This is a genomic window from Moraxella sp. K127 (genome assembly GCF_015223095.1).
GTDB lineage: Bacteria > Pseudomonadota > Gammaproteobacteria > Pseudomonadales > Moraxellaceae > Moraxella.
Map to the genome: position 1 here is coordinate 16333 of NZ_JADFBZ010000005.1, position 14053 is coordinate 30385.

The window sequence follows — 14053 nt, forward strand, 5'->3', positions numbered from 1 at the left end:
GCGATTGCCGACATTTGATTTGACCGATGATTTTGGTAAAATGGCAAAAGTTTTGATAAAAATGATAAAAACAAGCCAAAACTGATAAAATCACGGCACGATTATCAAGTTTAGCCAAAAATTAGCCACATAGAAGTAACATTACCCCCAAATTTTTGCAAAACTAGGCTAGATTGCAACATAAAAACGTGGCACAATGACCCCACTTTCCAAGAGTGCCTTAAATTGCATTGATGGCTTTTTAAGAGCGTTTAATGGCTGTTTTATGATTATGGGACAATTTTTTAATCAGCTTTTAATCAGTCTTTAAAGCCATAAAAAGTGGCATAAGGCATTCAAACCAATCATTTTATTATTTGGAGTTATCATGAATACAAAAATCGCCCTAAGCACATTGGCATTGACTTTGCTTCCCATGACGGCTTTGACCGCTCATGCTAATGACACGGCAGTGACCAATTTAAATAACCTGCTTAAAAACACCAAATCAATGACCGCCAATTTCTCACAAACGACTAAAGCAGGCGGGAAAAGCCAAAGTTTTAGCGGTAGCATGGCGGTAGAGCGTGGCAACAAATTTCGCTGGGACACCAAATCGCCATCAGAACAGCTCATCGTGGCAAATGGCAGTACCATGTGGGTGTATGATAAGGACTTGCAACAAGCAACCAAGCAGTCGGTAAATAACCAAGTCGGGGACGCACCTGCATTGCTATTATCAGGCGACCCCAATCAAATCACACGCAATTTTACCGTCAGTCAGCCAAGCAAAGGCAAAAACTACTATGTTCTAAAACCCAAATCAAGTTCGGCTAATTTTAGAGATTTGTCAATCAGTTTTAATGGCGGCAAGCCTGTGATGATGGTGTTAAATGACAGTATCGGACAGACCACGTCGATTCGTTTTAGCAACATTAATATCAATAAAAACATTCCTGCCAGTCAATTTAGCTTTACCCCACCTAAGGGAGTGGACGTGATTAATCAGTAAAGGTAAAAAGTAAAGGTAAAAACGCCAAAACCGCCATTTTAGATAGGATGGCGGTTTTTGGTTGCATAATATTTAATCAACTTACATCCATACACCAGTACTTTGTGGTGAGATATTCATCCAAGCCATATTTTGAGCCTTCACGTCCAAACCCTGACTGCTTAACCCCGCCAAATGGAGCGACTTCGGTAGAGAGTAGCCCTGTATTTTGGGCGACCATGCCGTATTCTAGGGCTTCACTCACTCGCCATGCTCGGGCGTGGCTTTGGGTGTAAAAATAGGACGCCAAACCATAGGGGGTATTATTGGCGTGGCGAATGACTTCTTTTTCATCATCAAACACAAAAATCGGAGCAATCGGAGCAAAAATCTCTTCGTGGGCGATGTCCATGTCGTCCGTGATGTCCGTGATGACTGTTGGTAAAAAACAGCGTGCGTGTGTGGGGTGGGGCTTGCCCCCTGTGATGAGTGTCGCTCCTTTATTTTATCTAGGGCATCTTGGAGCAGTTTTTGGGTTTTTTGCACGGCGGTATCATTGATAAGACAGCCGATGTCCGTGTCATCTGACAGCCCATTGCCAACGTGTAAGTCATTGACTTCTTTGGTAAATTTGGCAATGAACTCATCTTTTATCTTTTGATGAACATATATGCGGTTGGCACACACGCACGTCTGCCCTGCGTTACGATATTTGGACGCTATCGCCCCCTTGACCGCCTTATCAATGTCGGCATCGTCAAACACGATAAAAGGAGCGTTACCGCCAAGCTCCAAGGAGAGCTTTTTGACCGTACTGGCACATTGCTCCATGAGCAGTTTTCCGACCCGAGTAGAGCCTGTAAAGGACAGCTTTTTAATGCGTTCATCGGACGTGAGTACGCCCCCGATAATGTCCGCTTGACCTGTTACGATTTGTAAAACACCCTTAGGAATGCCTGCTTGCATGGCAAGCTCGCCTAGGGCAAGGGCAGAAAAAGGCGTTTGGCTATCAGGCTTGACAATCATCACACACCCTGACGCTAGGGCGGGGGCGACTTTACGGGTAATCATCGCTGACGGGAAGTTCCACGGCGTGATACTGGCACACACGCCCACGGGCTGTTTTAGCACCACATAGCGTAGGCTAGCGTTCGGGCTGGGTATCACATCCCCATACGCCCGTTTGGCTTCATCGGCAAAAAAGCGGATAAAGCTGTTGGCATAACCAATCTCCCCACGAGATTCTTTTAAGGGTTTGCCTTGCTCTGTGGTCATGATGATGGCTAAGTCTTCACGATGTTCATCAATCAAATCCGCCCAGCGGTGTAAAATGACCGCTCGTTCATTGGCGGTTAGACTTGCCCATGATTTTTGGGCTTCATCGGCAAAACCGATGGCTTCTACGACTTCATCGGCGGACAAATCGGGAATGGTGCCGATTTTTTCATCATTAAAGGGGTTAAACACGTCTATGGTATTGGCGGATTTGGCGGATTGCCATGTGTTATTGATGAGTGCGTGTTCGTGGAATAATGTGGGGTTGGATAATTTCATAAAAACTCCTATTGGCGGTCATGCTGTGCATGGTAGTTATACAATCATATTTATAAGTCTAATTTCTCAAACACCGCCCTATAAAATTGTGCCTTTTTATCAAGGGCAAGCGGATACGCCCGTGATGATGACGGCAGACGGTGCAGAGTAACAATTTTATTGTCAAAGGTTAGCTCTACCGATTGCCCAACTTTTGGGATTTTTATATCAAAATTGGACAATAGAATCTCGCTCGCTTTTTCGCCTGTGGTGATGATATGGTTGCAATCAGGCAAAGTGGCTAATAAGCCTTTGATGTCGGATTTTTGGATAATGGTTAAAAATTTATCGGACGCATTGTTATTTTCACGAATGACTGTTTTGGCAGTGTCGTAAATGGCAATGCCTTTTTGGGTTAAAAAATCTTTTAAAAGTGCTTCTTTAAACTTTTTGCCGTCAATAAAATACTCTTTATCATCAAAAAATACCAAACCCATAATCCGCCACATATCGTTATTTAAATTGGGATAATAAAAATTCATCGCCCAGCGAATGGGCGGTGGCGGAAAACTGCCAAGCATCAGCACTTTGGCATGGGGTGGGGTAAATGGGGCTAAGGGGTGGGATTCTTGCATAATATTCTATAACAAAACAAAACCGTTTATAATAAAACAAAACCGTCCGCCCGACTTGCTTTTTTATCAAAGGTATGGGGCGTACCCACCCTTTGTAACTCAATTGGTTTTTGAAAATTTTTAGAATTAAACTTTCAGTTTTTGCATGAAAAATGGCTAAATCTTGTTTTTCATCGTCAAAAGCTTGTTTGATAGAATGGCTATCAAACTTCACTTTTTCCTTGAAAAACGTGCGATTTTTCTCATTTTTCATTGCAAATACAAAAGGCGGGTACGCCCAAACAGGCAAATTATGCAAACTACGACTTTTGCACGCTATCAATAAATCAGACAAATCAAAAGTATTATTTTGGGCGTATAGTAGGGTTTGTTGTAGATGATTGGCTTGCTCAAACGTTAAAAAAGGAAAATTTAATAAAGCTAATAGCGAATGGATAATTTCATTTCTGGGGATTTTATAACTAAATGCCAATACCCAATTTACTTCCAAAACCACCAATAAAGAGATAAAACCTTGTTCATTATCTGTATGTAATTTTTGAAATAACGTCACCACTTTTTGATATTGCACGGTATCGTCTTTGGTTAAATAACGCACCAAAATATTAGTATCAAGACTAATCATAACTCCGCCTTATCCATTTGTGAAAAATGGTGGTTTATGCCGTCATTCATCTCATCAATGGTTAGCGGTTGTTTGACATAAGGGGCAAGCAGTCCGCCTGTATTTTCAATCATGGCAAGTACATCATCATCTTTGGCAGTTTTTTGATTGTTTTTAAAACTTACCAAGCGATGAGAATGGGTTAAGTCATCAATCAACCACTTAGGAAACACCACACTACCGTCCACATTGAGTGGCAACATGATAGACAAACTGCTGTCGGTGGGGCTATTGATGATGATTTGGGTCATGGTATGCTCCTTGGGTGTCCGTTAAGTGTACCATAAAAGGCGTATTTTGTCCCACTTCAACTTTATATAATTGGTTGATTTATCAAGGGCGAATTGCAATTCGCCCCTACAACCAAAAAAATAATTATTAAAAATCAATGAGTTATAATTTTAAGTTGAGCATGGAGTATGTTTTACAGTTTGTTAAACTCATCTTTTAACGCCAGCATGGTATCACGCACTCTCATCGCTTCTTCAAATTTTAGCTCACCCGAGAGTTTTTTCATTTGTTTTTCTAGGCGGTTAATTTCTTTTATCATAAGCTCAGGACGGCGTAGGATTTCCACATCAATGTCATTTAGGGCAAAAGGCACATCAATTGTTGGGGCGTCCACGCTCTCAATTTCGCCCGTGTCAATCTTATCGGTGATGGCACGGCTTGCCGATTTTGGCGTAATGCCATGCTCGGTATTAAAGGCGATTTGCTTGGCTCGTCTGCGTTCGGTCTCATCTATCGCCTTTTGCATGGACGGCGTAATGCTATCAGCGTACAAAATCGCCTTGCCATTGACGTGCCGTGCCGCCCGCCCAATGGTCTGAATGAGTGACCGCTCCGAGCGTAAAAAGCCTTCTTTGTCCGCATCAAAAATCGCCACAAGCGACACCTCAGGCATATCCAAGCCTTCACGCAAAAGGTTAATACCCACCAGCACATCATGCACCCCTGTTCGAAGTTCATGAATGATTTTCATGCGTTCTACCGTATCAATGTCGCTGTGTAAATATGCCACACGCACGCCATATTCTTTTAAATAACTGGTCAAATCCTCCGCCATGCGTTTGGTGAGCGTGGTAATCAGCACTCGCTCATTGAGTGGCTTACGCAGGTTAATCTCGCCAAGCACATCGTCCACTTGGGTGAGTACGGGGCGTATTTCTAGTATGGGGTCAATGAGTCCTGTGGGGCGGACGACTTGCTCGACCACTTGCTCGCTATGTTCCAACTCATAAGGGGCAGGGGTTGCCGATACAAAGATACGAGTTGGCACGACCGCCTCCCATTCTTCAAACATCATGGGGCGGTTATCCATGGCGGACGGCAAGCGAAAGCCATAATTAACCAAGTTTTCTTTGCGACTTCTATCGCCCTTGTACATCGCTCCGATTTGGGGAACGGTAACGTGGCTTTCGTCCAAAAACACCAACGCATCAGACGGTAGATAGTCAAAAAGTGTGGGCGGTGCCTCGCCTGCCTGTCGCCCTGACAGATGACGAGAGTAGTTCTCAATGCCGTTACAGTAGCCTAACTGCTGTATCATCTCTAAGTCGTATTGGGTGCGTTCTTTGATACGCTGGGCTTCTAGTAGCTTATCATGCGAGCGAAAATAGTCTAACCGCTCGGCAAGCTCTTCTTTAATCGTACCCATTGCCACTTCTAATTTTTCTCGTGGGGTAACGTAGTGAGATTTGGGGTAGATGGTAATGCGTGGCACGGATTTGATGTTTTTGCCCGTCAAAGGGTCAAACCATGTGATTTTTTCGACTTCATCATCAAACATGCTAATCCGCACCGCCAACTGTTCGCTCTCGGCAGGGTAGATGTCCAAGGTCTCGCCATGTAAGCGATAAGTGCCACGCCCAAAGTCCAGCTCGTTGCGTTCGTATTGTAGCTCAACCAAGCGTTTGATAAGGTTGGTTCTGTCCACGACATCGCCCACGACCACGTGCAGGAGCATTTTTAGGTAACTCTCAGGGTCGCCCAAACCATAAATGGCGGACACACTCGCCACAATGATGGTATCACGGCGTTCGAGTAAGGCACGAGTGGCGGACAGTCGCATTTGGTCGATGTGGTCGTTGATGGCAGAATCCTTTTCAATAAAGGTATCGCTCGCCACGACATACGCCTCAGGCTGATAGTAGTCATAATAACTGACAAAGTACTCTACCGCATTATGGGGGAAAAATTCCTTAAACTCGCCATAAAGCTGTGCCGCCAGCGTCTTGTTATGAGCCATGATAATCGCAGGTCGCCCCAAGCTCTCAATGACCTTTGCCATGGTATAAGTCTTACCCGAGCCTGTCACACCAAGCAAAAGTTGGTCTTTTTTGCCTGCCTTGACCCCGTCCACTAGGGACTGTATGGCGGTTGGTTGGTCGCCACTGGGGGCAAAGGGCGTAACCATTTTAAAGACTTTATCGTCATTGCCTAGTTGTTTGGTAAGCTGACTTTCGGTGATTTTGGCACGAGTGGTTTTGGGCTGTTGCATGGTGTTGTTGTTATCAAAAGAAATCCTTATCATAATGGGGTCATGATAAGGATTTGCAAGCGATGGTAGGGCGGACTTATTCTATTAATTTACGCAAAAGTTCTATTTCTCTATCTTTGCTCTCAATGATGTCTTGTTGGTGTCTTAGCCGACTTTCAAGCAATTCAATCTTGTGTAACAATTCGCTATCACTGTGATAATTATTTTGGTGCTGGATAATGCCAATGGCACTGGCATTATTTTGTGAGCCATGAATGGAATTGTAATAATTGTTTTTCAAAAGGTCTAAAATATCCACTTCTAAAATCTCAGCGATTTTTGATAATTTGCTATGAATGATAGACGTTTCGCCACGTTCAATCTTGCCATAAGCACTAACCGACATATCCAAACGCTCCGCCATATCTTGTTGGGAGAGTTGGCGAAAGTCTCTGATTTTGCGGATATTTTCATGAATGGTAGCCACTGCTCATCGCCCTAAAAAATAGTGAAATTCGGTAAATTTTAGCACTTTTTGGGTATGGCGTAAAGGGCTGAAAGTGGCTAAAATCTATAAAACCCCTAGTCTAAAATGGAGTCAACCATGAGCGTAACCAATAAAGTTTCCATTGTTGATAATCGAGTGATTATCACAGTAATAGATACAGAAAAAGAGAAAAAGTCTGGCTTATTAAGCCGAGCGGTGGATTTTGTTAAAGAAAACCCAGTTAAAACTGCCGTTGCGGTGGGCGTAGCAACAGGTGGTGCTGGATATGTTGCCGCTCCTGCCATTGCAGCGAGTATAGGGGCGACGGGTGCATTAGGAGCTGCATCAACTGGCACAGCGATTAGCACATTAAAAGGTATCGCCTTAACCAATGCGTCTTTGGCAAAAATTGGTGGCTCGGTCGTAGGTGGCAAAGCGGTCATCACAGGCACGGCAGGCACGGTAGGAGCAGTTGCTAGTAAGACAATCAGTGATAAATAAGCTTTAATAAAAATGGGTAAAAATCTAAATGGGTCGGATTTACTCTGACCCATTTTTATGCAACTTATTTATTTAAAATCTTCTTAACATCATCCTGCATTTTTTTAAGATGTTTGTTTTCGTAGGCTTCTACGGTTTTTTTGTTGCTCTCGCCTGCACTTTTCATATAGGACTCAAAGACGGCATCTTGTTTTTTTAAGGCACTTTGCCCGTCTTTACTGCCATAAAAAGCAATCATGGCATCCACTTCGGCTTGACTAAATGACTTGGCGGCGTTTAGGTAGGATTTTTTAAGCCCGTCTTTGGTTGCTTTGGTGTCTAGGCTTTTAATAAGACCTTCGGCATAGTCGTCAAAGGCTTTTAGGGCTTTTTTGCGTTGGTCGTCGGTGAGTGTATTGTCCTGTGCCATGCCCTGAGCGATTGCCATGCGTTCCATTTCAAGTGGGGCAACGACCGCTTGGTAAAATGTGGATTCGTAAGGCATGATTTTGGCAAGTTCTTCTAGGGATTGATTGCTCGGTGCAGCAAAGGCACTGGCACAAAATAGGGTGCTAAGCAGTAGTAGGGATTTGATTTTCATAACAGCTCCAAAGGTTAAAAGTTAAAAGTGCTATAATCTAACAGATTTTTATCAAGATGAAAAGTTTTAAATTGTTATCATTTGCAACGATGGCTTAACCGCATGATGAGCGATTAAATAAAAAGTCGGTACATCACGCACCGACTTTTGTATTACCAGACCAAGCCACGCACCGAGTTTTGGGTGATAAAACCATCAGGAATGCGTCCATTATCCGCCTGCCAGCGAGCAAAGGCACGAGAGGTGTTCGCTCCTGCCACGCCGTCCGCTTTACCGGCAGAGTAACCTTTGGTGTTTAAGGCTTCTTGTAAGCGAATGACTTCTGAGCGAGACAGTGGCTGTTCGTGGCGTGGCCAGTTGCCACGAATGCCAGCACCGCCAGCGATACGTTTGGCAAGGGTTGCCACGGCTAGGGCGTAGCTAGATGAGTTGTTATAAACTTTGATAACGTCAAAGTTGGGTGTCAGTAGCAGGGCAGGACCATTCACGCCGGCAGGTAACCACAGCTCGGCTTGGGCATGACCGCCAAAGTACTCGCCATTGGCAGAGACCACGCCCAAGGATTTCCACGATTCTAGGGACTGTTTTTGCCCTAAGAGTTGGTAGTTAAAGCCAGTTGGCAGGCGAACTTCATAAAAAGCGTCCACACCTGACACCCAACCGCTTGCCCCTAGATAATGGGCGGTGGAGGTGAGAGCGTCCGAGATTGTCCACGGGTTTTTTTGTCCATCGCCGTTACCGTCCACGCCGTATTTTATCCAAGTAGAGGGGATAAATTGGGTATGACCCATGCCCCCTGCCCATGACCCACGCAGTTGTGAACGGCTGACATCGCCACGCTCTATCATCTGTAACATGGCAAGCAGTTCACCTTCGGCAAAATTGCGACGGCGACCATCAAAGGCAAGGCTAGATAAGGCATCGACTAAGTCGGTTGAGCCGGTGCCTGCCCCATATGAGGACTCAATACCCCAAATGGCGACCATTATCTCTTTGGGGACACCATATTGGTTTTCGGCTCGTGAGAGTAGGGAAGGGTATTCACGTAATTTGGCTCTACCGTTAGAGACACGCCCTGAGGTAACGGCAGATTCCACGTACGACCACGGCATTTTGGAGAATTCGGCTTGGCGACCGTCTAGGCTGATGACCTGTGAGTTGAGACTGGCACTGCCCATCAGTGCATGCACCGCATGAGAGACATGACCGCCAGCGATGGTGCGAGTGATAAAGTCGCTTTTCCAATCGCCAAAACTGCCATAGTAACGATTTTCTACCGATGGGGCAGGCGTGGGCGTGGGGGCGGTTATTGGGGCGGTTGGTGTTTGGGGCTGAACAATGACCACACGAGACGGGGCAGGCGTGGGCGTTGGTGTCTTAACCACGATGGGTCGCTGTGGTGCTTGGGGAGCCGAAGCACAGGACAGTAGCGTGATGGTGGCAACAGCCACAGCGGACAGGCGAAAAGTAGGGTGGTCTAGCAGAGTTGTTACAGAATAAGTCATGAGTATTTAGCGGTAAAAATTTGTTGCCATTGTACACAGTTATGAGAGTTTTGGCAATGATATTTACATATTTGGCGAAGTAAAGATAGATAAACAAAAAGACGGAGTAAAACATCTACACCCGTCTTTTATTTGCCCTGCTAAATCTTGTTAAAGGAGTTTGTTGGTGTCATCAACACTGGCTAAATCCCACGCCCACATGACCGACTACTGCCACAGGAATGCGGTTATCGGCATGGATAGCCAGTCCACCACGAGCGGTTTCTTTGTATTTGTCCATCATGTCAAGTCCGGTCTCTTTCATGGTCAAAATGGCTTTGTCCAGTGAGACATGGTGCGAGCCATCGCCACGCAGGGCAAGGCGAGCGGCGTTAATCGCCTTGACCGATGCCATCGCATTGCGTTCAATACAAGGCACTTGCACCAGTCCTGCAATGGGATCGCAGGTCAGCCCTAAGTTATGTTCTAGCCCAATCTCGGCGGCGTTGAGACATTGGGCGACCGTACCGCCCATGACGTGAGCCAGTCCTGCTGCTGCCATCGCGCAGGCAGAGCCAACTTCGCCCTGACAGCCAACTTCCGCCCCTGAAATGGACGCATTTTGTTTGATTAACGCCCCAATCGCCCCTGCCACGAGCAAAAATTCACGCACGCCCTGATAACTAAATGACGGAATAAAGCCTTGATAATAATGTAGCACCGCAGGGATAATACCCGCCGCCCCATTGGTGGGAGCGGTAACGACCCGTCCGCCTGAGGCGTTTTGTTCATTGACCGCCAGAGCGTATAGGTTCACCCAATCCATCGCAAGCAGTCCGCCATCGGCTTTGCCATATTCTTTGCTAAGCTGGTCATATAAGGCTTTGGCACGGCGTTTGACGTTCAGACCGCCGGGCAGGATACCATCTTTTTGGTAGCCGGCATTGACACACGCCTGCATGGTTGCCCAGATGTCGTTAAGATAATCTTTAACTTCTTCTTCATCTCGGACAGCAGTTTCGTTGTGGAGCATAAGCTCGCTAATGCTAAACCCATGCGTGTGGCATAACCGTTCAATGTCCGCTCCCAGCTCAAAGGGATAAGGGTAGGGCGATTTTTTGGGGGTATCTAGTTGCTCTTGTGCGGTTTGGGCTTTAAATTCATCATTATCCACGACAAATCCACCCCCAATAGAAAAGTAGGTTTCGCTGATACGAGTGCCATCGGCTAAGGTGGCGATGAGTGTCATGCCGTTAGGGTGTTGGGGCAGGGTAACATCGCTATACCATAAGATGTCAGTGGTTTCATCAAAATCAATGATATGACGACCGCCCAAGTTCATCTTTTGGTGCGTGCGAATGTCTGATAAATACTCGTCCGTGCGTTCGGTGTCTAGCGTGCGTGGGGCGTGTCCGAGTAGTCCAAGCAAGGTAGCGGTATCGGTGGCGTGTCCCTTGCCCGTGGCGGACAGCGAGCCATATAGCTCTATGGTAATGCCTGTAATCGGACTAAAATCGCCATGCAGTCGCTCATCTAACAGTGCCAAAAACCGCCCACTGGCGACCATTGGACCGACCGTGTGCGAGCTTGAAGGGCCAACACCGATTTTAAACATGTCAAAAATACTAATCATAAAAAGTCCTTTATAAAGTTATTTTACCGTGTGACAAAATGAATTGTTGAATTAAGATAATCTGACAGGCAGACGTATAAACAGTTCTGTTTTAAAATGCATGACTAGATAACCACATCAGATGGGTTGATATTTTAGCATGATTGATGGGGATTTGATACAAAATATCCGACCAAATGTGATTTTGGTTGGATTTAAAATAATGGAGTATTTAGAGCGTACCTACCATTGATGACATTTTTATAAAATAAACTTCAATCTCAATTTAAAGTTGCAACTTATTGATTTTCCAATGATTATTTTTTGGGTTGTAGGGGCGAATTGCAATTCGCCCTTGATAAATCAATCACTTATACAAAGTTGAGAATAAGGTAAAATAAGATAAAAATTTAACGTTTTAAATCAATTTTTGCATAAAAAACGTGCGATTCCCCTGCTTTTTTAAACAGTCATTTTTCATTGCAAATACCAAAGGCGGGCACGTCCTAAAAATAATCAATCCTTAACAAGCCACATTAACCCCTTGCGAATTGATACACAGCTTGTCGCCATTATTTAGATTGCCAATCCATGCCTTGCCGTTTTTAAACATCAGCGGTTCGGGCAGTTCGGGATTTTTAGTGCTGTCCAAAATAAACCCGTCTTTATGAAAACGAAAATCGATGACCAGTTGCCCACTTTTATCAATAAAGCCCCAATTATCGCCCATGCGTACCCCTGCCAGATTCTCACTATAAGCTCGGACATCATCAAAGGCGTAGATAATCATCGGCACGCCCTTGTCATCGACAAAGCCCCATTTGCCGTCTTGTTGTCTTGGCGTGAGTGTCAGGTGCGTGCTCGGGTTTGGCAGACTGCCTTGGGCAAGTGTCGGCTCTGGGGTGGGCGATGGGTTGGGGGCTTGCCGTGTGCGATTGCCGTTCTTGTCGATGGCGTAGGTGCTACCGCCAGCGGTGACGGTGGCAAGACCTTGGGAGTAGTCGCTGATGTGACTGATGGCTCGCTCGGGACGGACGATGACCTTGCCCCGAGTGTCTAGCACGCCAAAGCCACGGTTTTGTTTGATGATGATACGTTCGCCCCGCACGCCCCTTGCCCATTGGTTGCCGTCTATGCGGTCGTAGTTAAAGGCGATGACGGTTTTGCCTTTGTCATTGATGTAGCCGACTTTACCGTTTTTTAGGGCAGGGAGTAGCCCGTTTCTAAACTCCGAGCCTAGCACCGCGTCATAAGCGAATAAATCGGCTGTTTTGTTGCCTTTTTTGTCCAAAAGTGCCACGGGCGAGCCGTTGTCTTTGACCGCCAAAAATACGCCCGAACGTGCGGTACAGCTGACGTTTTTATAGTGGCTTTTGGGCAGGGTACAGGCGTGAGCTAGGGGTGTGAGCGAGCCGAGCAGTAGGGCGGTGACTAGGTATTTTTTCATAAAAACAATGCGTGGGAATTTGGGCTATTTTATCATAAGTGGCAAGATTATCATGCCAAAAAACTTTTTCCAAAAAGTTAAATAAACCATAAAAATTATAAATTATTGTTATTTTTAAAGTGTGTTATAATCTTTTAAAATTCAACATACCCAGACCATTTTACATTTGGAGAATAACAATGGCAGGCAAAACCCCCCAAGCGACAGCGAAAACATTGTATGACAAACTTTGGGACGACCATTTGGTCAAACAGCGTGATGACGGCTCATCACTTATCTACATTGACCGCCAACTGTTACATGAAGTAACTTCCCCCCAAGCCTTTGAAGGCTTAGAGCTTAATAACCGTAAGCCGTGGCGACTGTCGGCAAATATCGCAACGCCCGACCACAACGTCCCAACTTCTAAAAACGAGCGTGAGCAAGGCATTGCAGGGATTGCTGATGACACCTCTCGCATTCAAGTCAAAACCCTTGATGACAACTGCAAATCCTTTAATGTCGTGCAATTTGGTATCAATGATGTCCGTCAAGGCATTGTTCACGTTGTCGGGCCTGAGCAGGGTTTGACCCTACCAGGCATGACGGTGGTGTGTGGGGATAGCCATACTGCCACGCATGGGGCATTGGGCTGTTTGGCTCACGGTATCGGCACATCAGAAGTAGAGCACGTCCTTGCCACGCAGTGCCTTGTCCAAAAGAAAATGAAAAATATGCTTGTCCGTGTGGACGGCAAATTGGGCAAAGGCGTTACGCCAAAAGATGTCGTGCTTGCTATCATCGGTAAAATCGGCACGGCAGGCGGGACAGGACACGCCATTGAATTTGGTGGACAAGTGTTCCGTGATATGTCCATTGAAGGGCGTATGACCGTGTGTAACATGGCGATTGAAGGCGGTGCTAGGGTCGGTCTTGTGGCGGTGGACGATAAGACCACCTCCTATGTTAAAGGTCGCCCCTACGCCCCAACAGGCGATGACTGGGAGCGTGCGGTCGCTTATTGGAACACCTTGCATTCGGACGATGACGCTCATTTTGATACGGTGGTCGTGCTAAATGGCGATGAGATTGAGCCACAGGTATCGTGGGGAACATCGCCTGAAATGGTCATTCCCATTAGCCAAAACGTGCCAACCCTAGCCGATGCCAAAGATGACGTCCAGCGTAATGACTGGACTCGTGCCTATCAATATATGGGGCTAACGGCAGGGCAGCCGCTATCCGAGATTCAGCTTGACCGTGTGTTTATCGGCTCTTGCACCAACTCACGCATTGAAGACATTCGTGCAGCGGCAGAAGTTGTCAAGGGTCGTAAGGTCGCCCCAAGTATCAAACAAGCGATGATTGTGGCAGGGTCGGGTTTGGTCAAAGAGCAAGCCGAGCAAGAAGGGCTTGATAAAATCTTTACCGAAGCAGGCTTTGAATGGCGTGAACCAGGCTGTTCTATGTGCCTTGCGATGAATGCTGATAAACTGCAATCAGGCGAGCATTGTGCCAGTACGTCCAACCGTAACTTTGAAGGTCGTCAAGGCAATGGCGGTCGCACGCACCTAGTATCTCCTGCCATGGCAGCAGCGGCGGCGATTGCGGGGCATTTTGTGGACGTGCGAACGTTTTGAGATGATAAAATAAGATAATCTGTGCTAGAATGGGTTATCTTA

12 protein-coding genes and 1 pseudogene are annotated in these 14053 nt (G+C 46.0%); 3 read left to right on the forward strand and 10 right to left on the reverse strand.

Going from position 1 to position 14053, the window contains the following annotated elements; genetic code table 11:
* Window positions 1-367: 367 nt before the first annotated feature.
* Entirely contained in the window at window positions 368-991 is a 624-nt protein-coding gene (lolA, locus tag IM753_RS01830; RefSeq protein ID WP_065255855.1) for an outer membrane lipoprotein chaperone LolA, read from the forward strand.
* Window positions 992-1067: 76 nt separating this feature from the next.
* Here lolA and IM753_RS01835 read toward each other — a convergent pair.
* The 6 genes and pseudogenes from IM753_RS01835 to IM753_RS01855 form a co-directional block, all read right to left on the reverse strand.
* Window positions 1068-2524 (reverse strand): annotated as a pseudogene (locus tag IM753_RS01835) (NAD-dependent succinate-semialdehyde dehydrogenase).
* 50 nt (window positions 2525-2574) lie between these two features.
* Window positions 2575-3084, reverse strand: coding sequence for a uracil-DNA glycosylase family protein (locus tag IM753_RS01840; protein ID WP_227712947.1), 510 nt, complete (start codon window positions 3082-3084; stop codon window positions 2575-2577).
* Window positions 3017-3763 carry a PIN domain-containing protein gene (locus tag IM753_RS13425; RefSeq protein WP_227712946.1) on the reverse strand — a complete coding sequence of 249 codons (747 nt, stop codon included), beginning with the start codon at window positions 3761-3763 and terminating at the stop codon, window positions 3017-3019. Before IM753_RS13425 ends, IM753_RS01840 begins: the two co-directional genes overlap by 68 nt.
* On the reverse strand, window positions 3760-4053 hold the full coding sequence (locus IM753_RS01845; protein ID WP_194108534.1) for a hypothetical protein: 294 nt from the start codon (window positions 4051-4053) through the stop codon (window positions 3760-3762). The genes IM753_RS13425 and IM753_RS01845 overlap by 4 nt, the downstream gene beginning before the upstream one ends.
* Window positions 4054-4226: 173 nt before the next feature.
* Window positions 4227-6218, reverse strand: a complete 1992-nt coding sequence (uvrB, locus tag IM753_RS01850; RefSeq protein WP_227514693.1) for an excinuclease ABC subunit UvrB — start codon at window positions 6216-6218, stop codon at window positions 4227-4229.
* A gap of 160 nt (window positions 6219-6378) precedes the next feature.
* Complete coding sequence (locus IM753_RS01855) at window positions 6379-6768, reverse strand: helix-turn-helix domain-containing protein (protein WP_083108058.1); 390 nt, start codon at window positions 6766-6768, stop codon at window positions 6379-6381.
* Window positions 6769-6885: 117 nt separating this feature from the next.
* Here IM753_RS01855 and IM753_RS01860 point away from each other — a divergent pair, with 117 nt between their 5' ends.
* Window positions 6886-7269, forward strand: a complete 384-nt coding sequence (locus tag IM753_RS01860) for a hypothetical protein (protein ID WP_065255849.1) — start codon at window positions 6886-6888, stop codon at window positions 7267-7269.
* 64 nt (window positions 7270-7333) lie between these two features.
* On the opposite strand, the gene IM753_RS01865 is transcribed toward IM753_RS01860, so the two are convergent.
* From IM753_RS01865 to IM753_RS01880, 4 genes are all read right to left on the reverse strand, one after another.
* Window positions 7334-7849, reverse strand: coding sequence for a DUF2059 domain-containing protein (locus tag IM753_RS01865; RefSeq protein WP_065255848.1), 516 nt, complete (start codon window positions 7847-7849; stop codon window positions 7334-7336).
* Between the two features lie 152 nt (window positions 7850-8001).
* Window positions 8002-9354, reverse strand: coding sequence for a lytic murein transglycosylase (locus tag IM753_RS01870; protein WP_083108060.1), 1353 nt, complete (start codon window positions 9352-9354; stop codon window positions 8002-8004).
* A 172-nt stretch (window positions 9355-9526) separates the two neighbouring features.
* The gene (locus IM753_RS01875; protein WP_065255846.1) at window positions 9527-10966 is read right to left on the reverse strand and encodes an L-serine ammonia-lyase; all 1440 of its coding nucleotides are present in this window, start codon (window positions 10964-10966) and stop codon (window positions 9527-9529) included.
* A 502-nt stretch (window positions 10967-11468) separates the two neighbouring features.
* Window positions 11469-12392, reverse strand: a complete 924-nt coding sequence (locus IM753_RS01880; RefSeq protein ID WP_065255845.1) for a WG repeat-containing protein — start codon at window positions 12390-12392, stop codon at window positions 11469-11471.
* A gap of 179 nt (window positions 12393-12571) precedes the next feature.
* Between IM753_RS01880 and leuC the strand changes: the two genes are divergently transcribed.
* On the forward strand, window positions 12572-14011 hold the full coding sequence (gene leuC / locus IM753_RS01885; RefSeq protein WP_065255844.1) for a 3-isopropylmalate dehydratase large subunit: 1440 nt from the start codon (window positions 12572-12574) through the stop codon (window positions 14009-14011).
* The last annotated feature ends 42 nt before the right edge of the window (window positions 14012-14053 follow it).

What these genes read in the sequence shown, in the direction of transcription:
- uvrB (WP_227514693.1), bottom strand. Translation starts at nt 6,218, where the DNA reads ATGGTTACGCCCTTTGCCCCCAGTGGCGACCAACCAACCGCCATACAG.
- IM753_RS01840 (WP_227712947.1), bottom strand. Translation starts at nt 3,084, where the DNA reads ATGCTTGGCAGTTTTCCGCCACCGCCCATTCGCTGGGCGATGAATTTT.
- IM753_RS13425 (WP_227712946.1), bottom strand. Translation starts at nt 3,763, where the DNA reads ATGATTAGTCTTGATACTAATATTTTGGTGCGTTATTTAACCAAAGAC.
- IM753_RS01880 (WP_065255845.1), bottom strand. Translation starts at nt 12,392, where the DNA reads ATGAAAAAATACCTAGTCACCGCCCTACTGCTCGGCTCGCTCACACCC.
- IM753_RS01870 (WP_083108060.1), bottom strand. Translation starts at nt 9,354, where the DNA reads ATGACTTATTCTGTAACAACTCTGCTAGACCACCCTACTTTTCGCCTG.
- leuC (WP_065255844.1), top strand. Translation starts at nt 12,572, where the DNA reads ATGGCAGGCAAAACCCCCCAAGCGACAGCGAAAACATTGTATGACAAA.
- lolA (WP_065255855.1), top strand. Translation starts at nt 368, where the DNA reads ATGAATACAAAAATCGCCCTAAGCACATTGGCATTGACTTTGCTTCCC.
- IM753_RS01865 (WP_065255848.1), bottom strand. Translation starts at nt 7,849, where the DNA reads ATGAAAATCAAATCCCTACTACTGCTTAGCACCCTATTTTGTGCCAGT.
- IM753_RS01845 (WP_194108534.1), bottom strand. Translation starts at nt 4,053, where the DNA reads ATGACCCAAATCATCATCAATAGCCCCACCGACAGCAGTTTGTCTATC.
- IM753_RS01875 (WP_065255846.1), bottom strand. Translation starts at nt 10,966, where the DNA reads ATGATTAGTATTTTTGACATGTTTAAAATCGGTGTTGGCCCTTCAAGC.
- IM753_RS01860 (WP_065255849.1), top strand. Translation starts at nt 6,886, where the DNA reads ATGAGCGTAACCAATAAAGTTTCCATTGTTGATAATCGAGTGATTATC.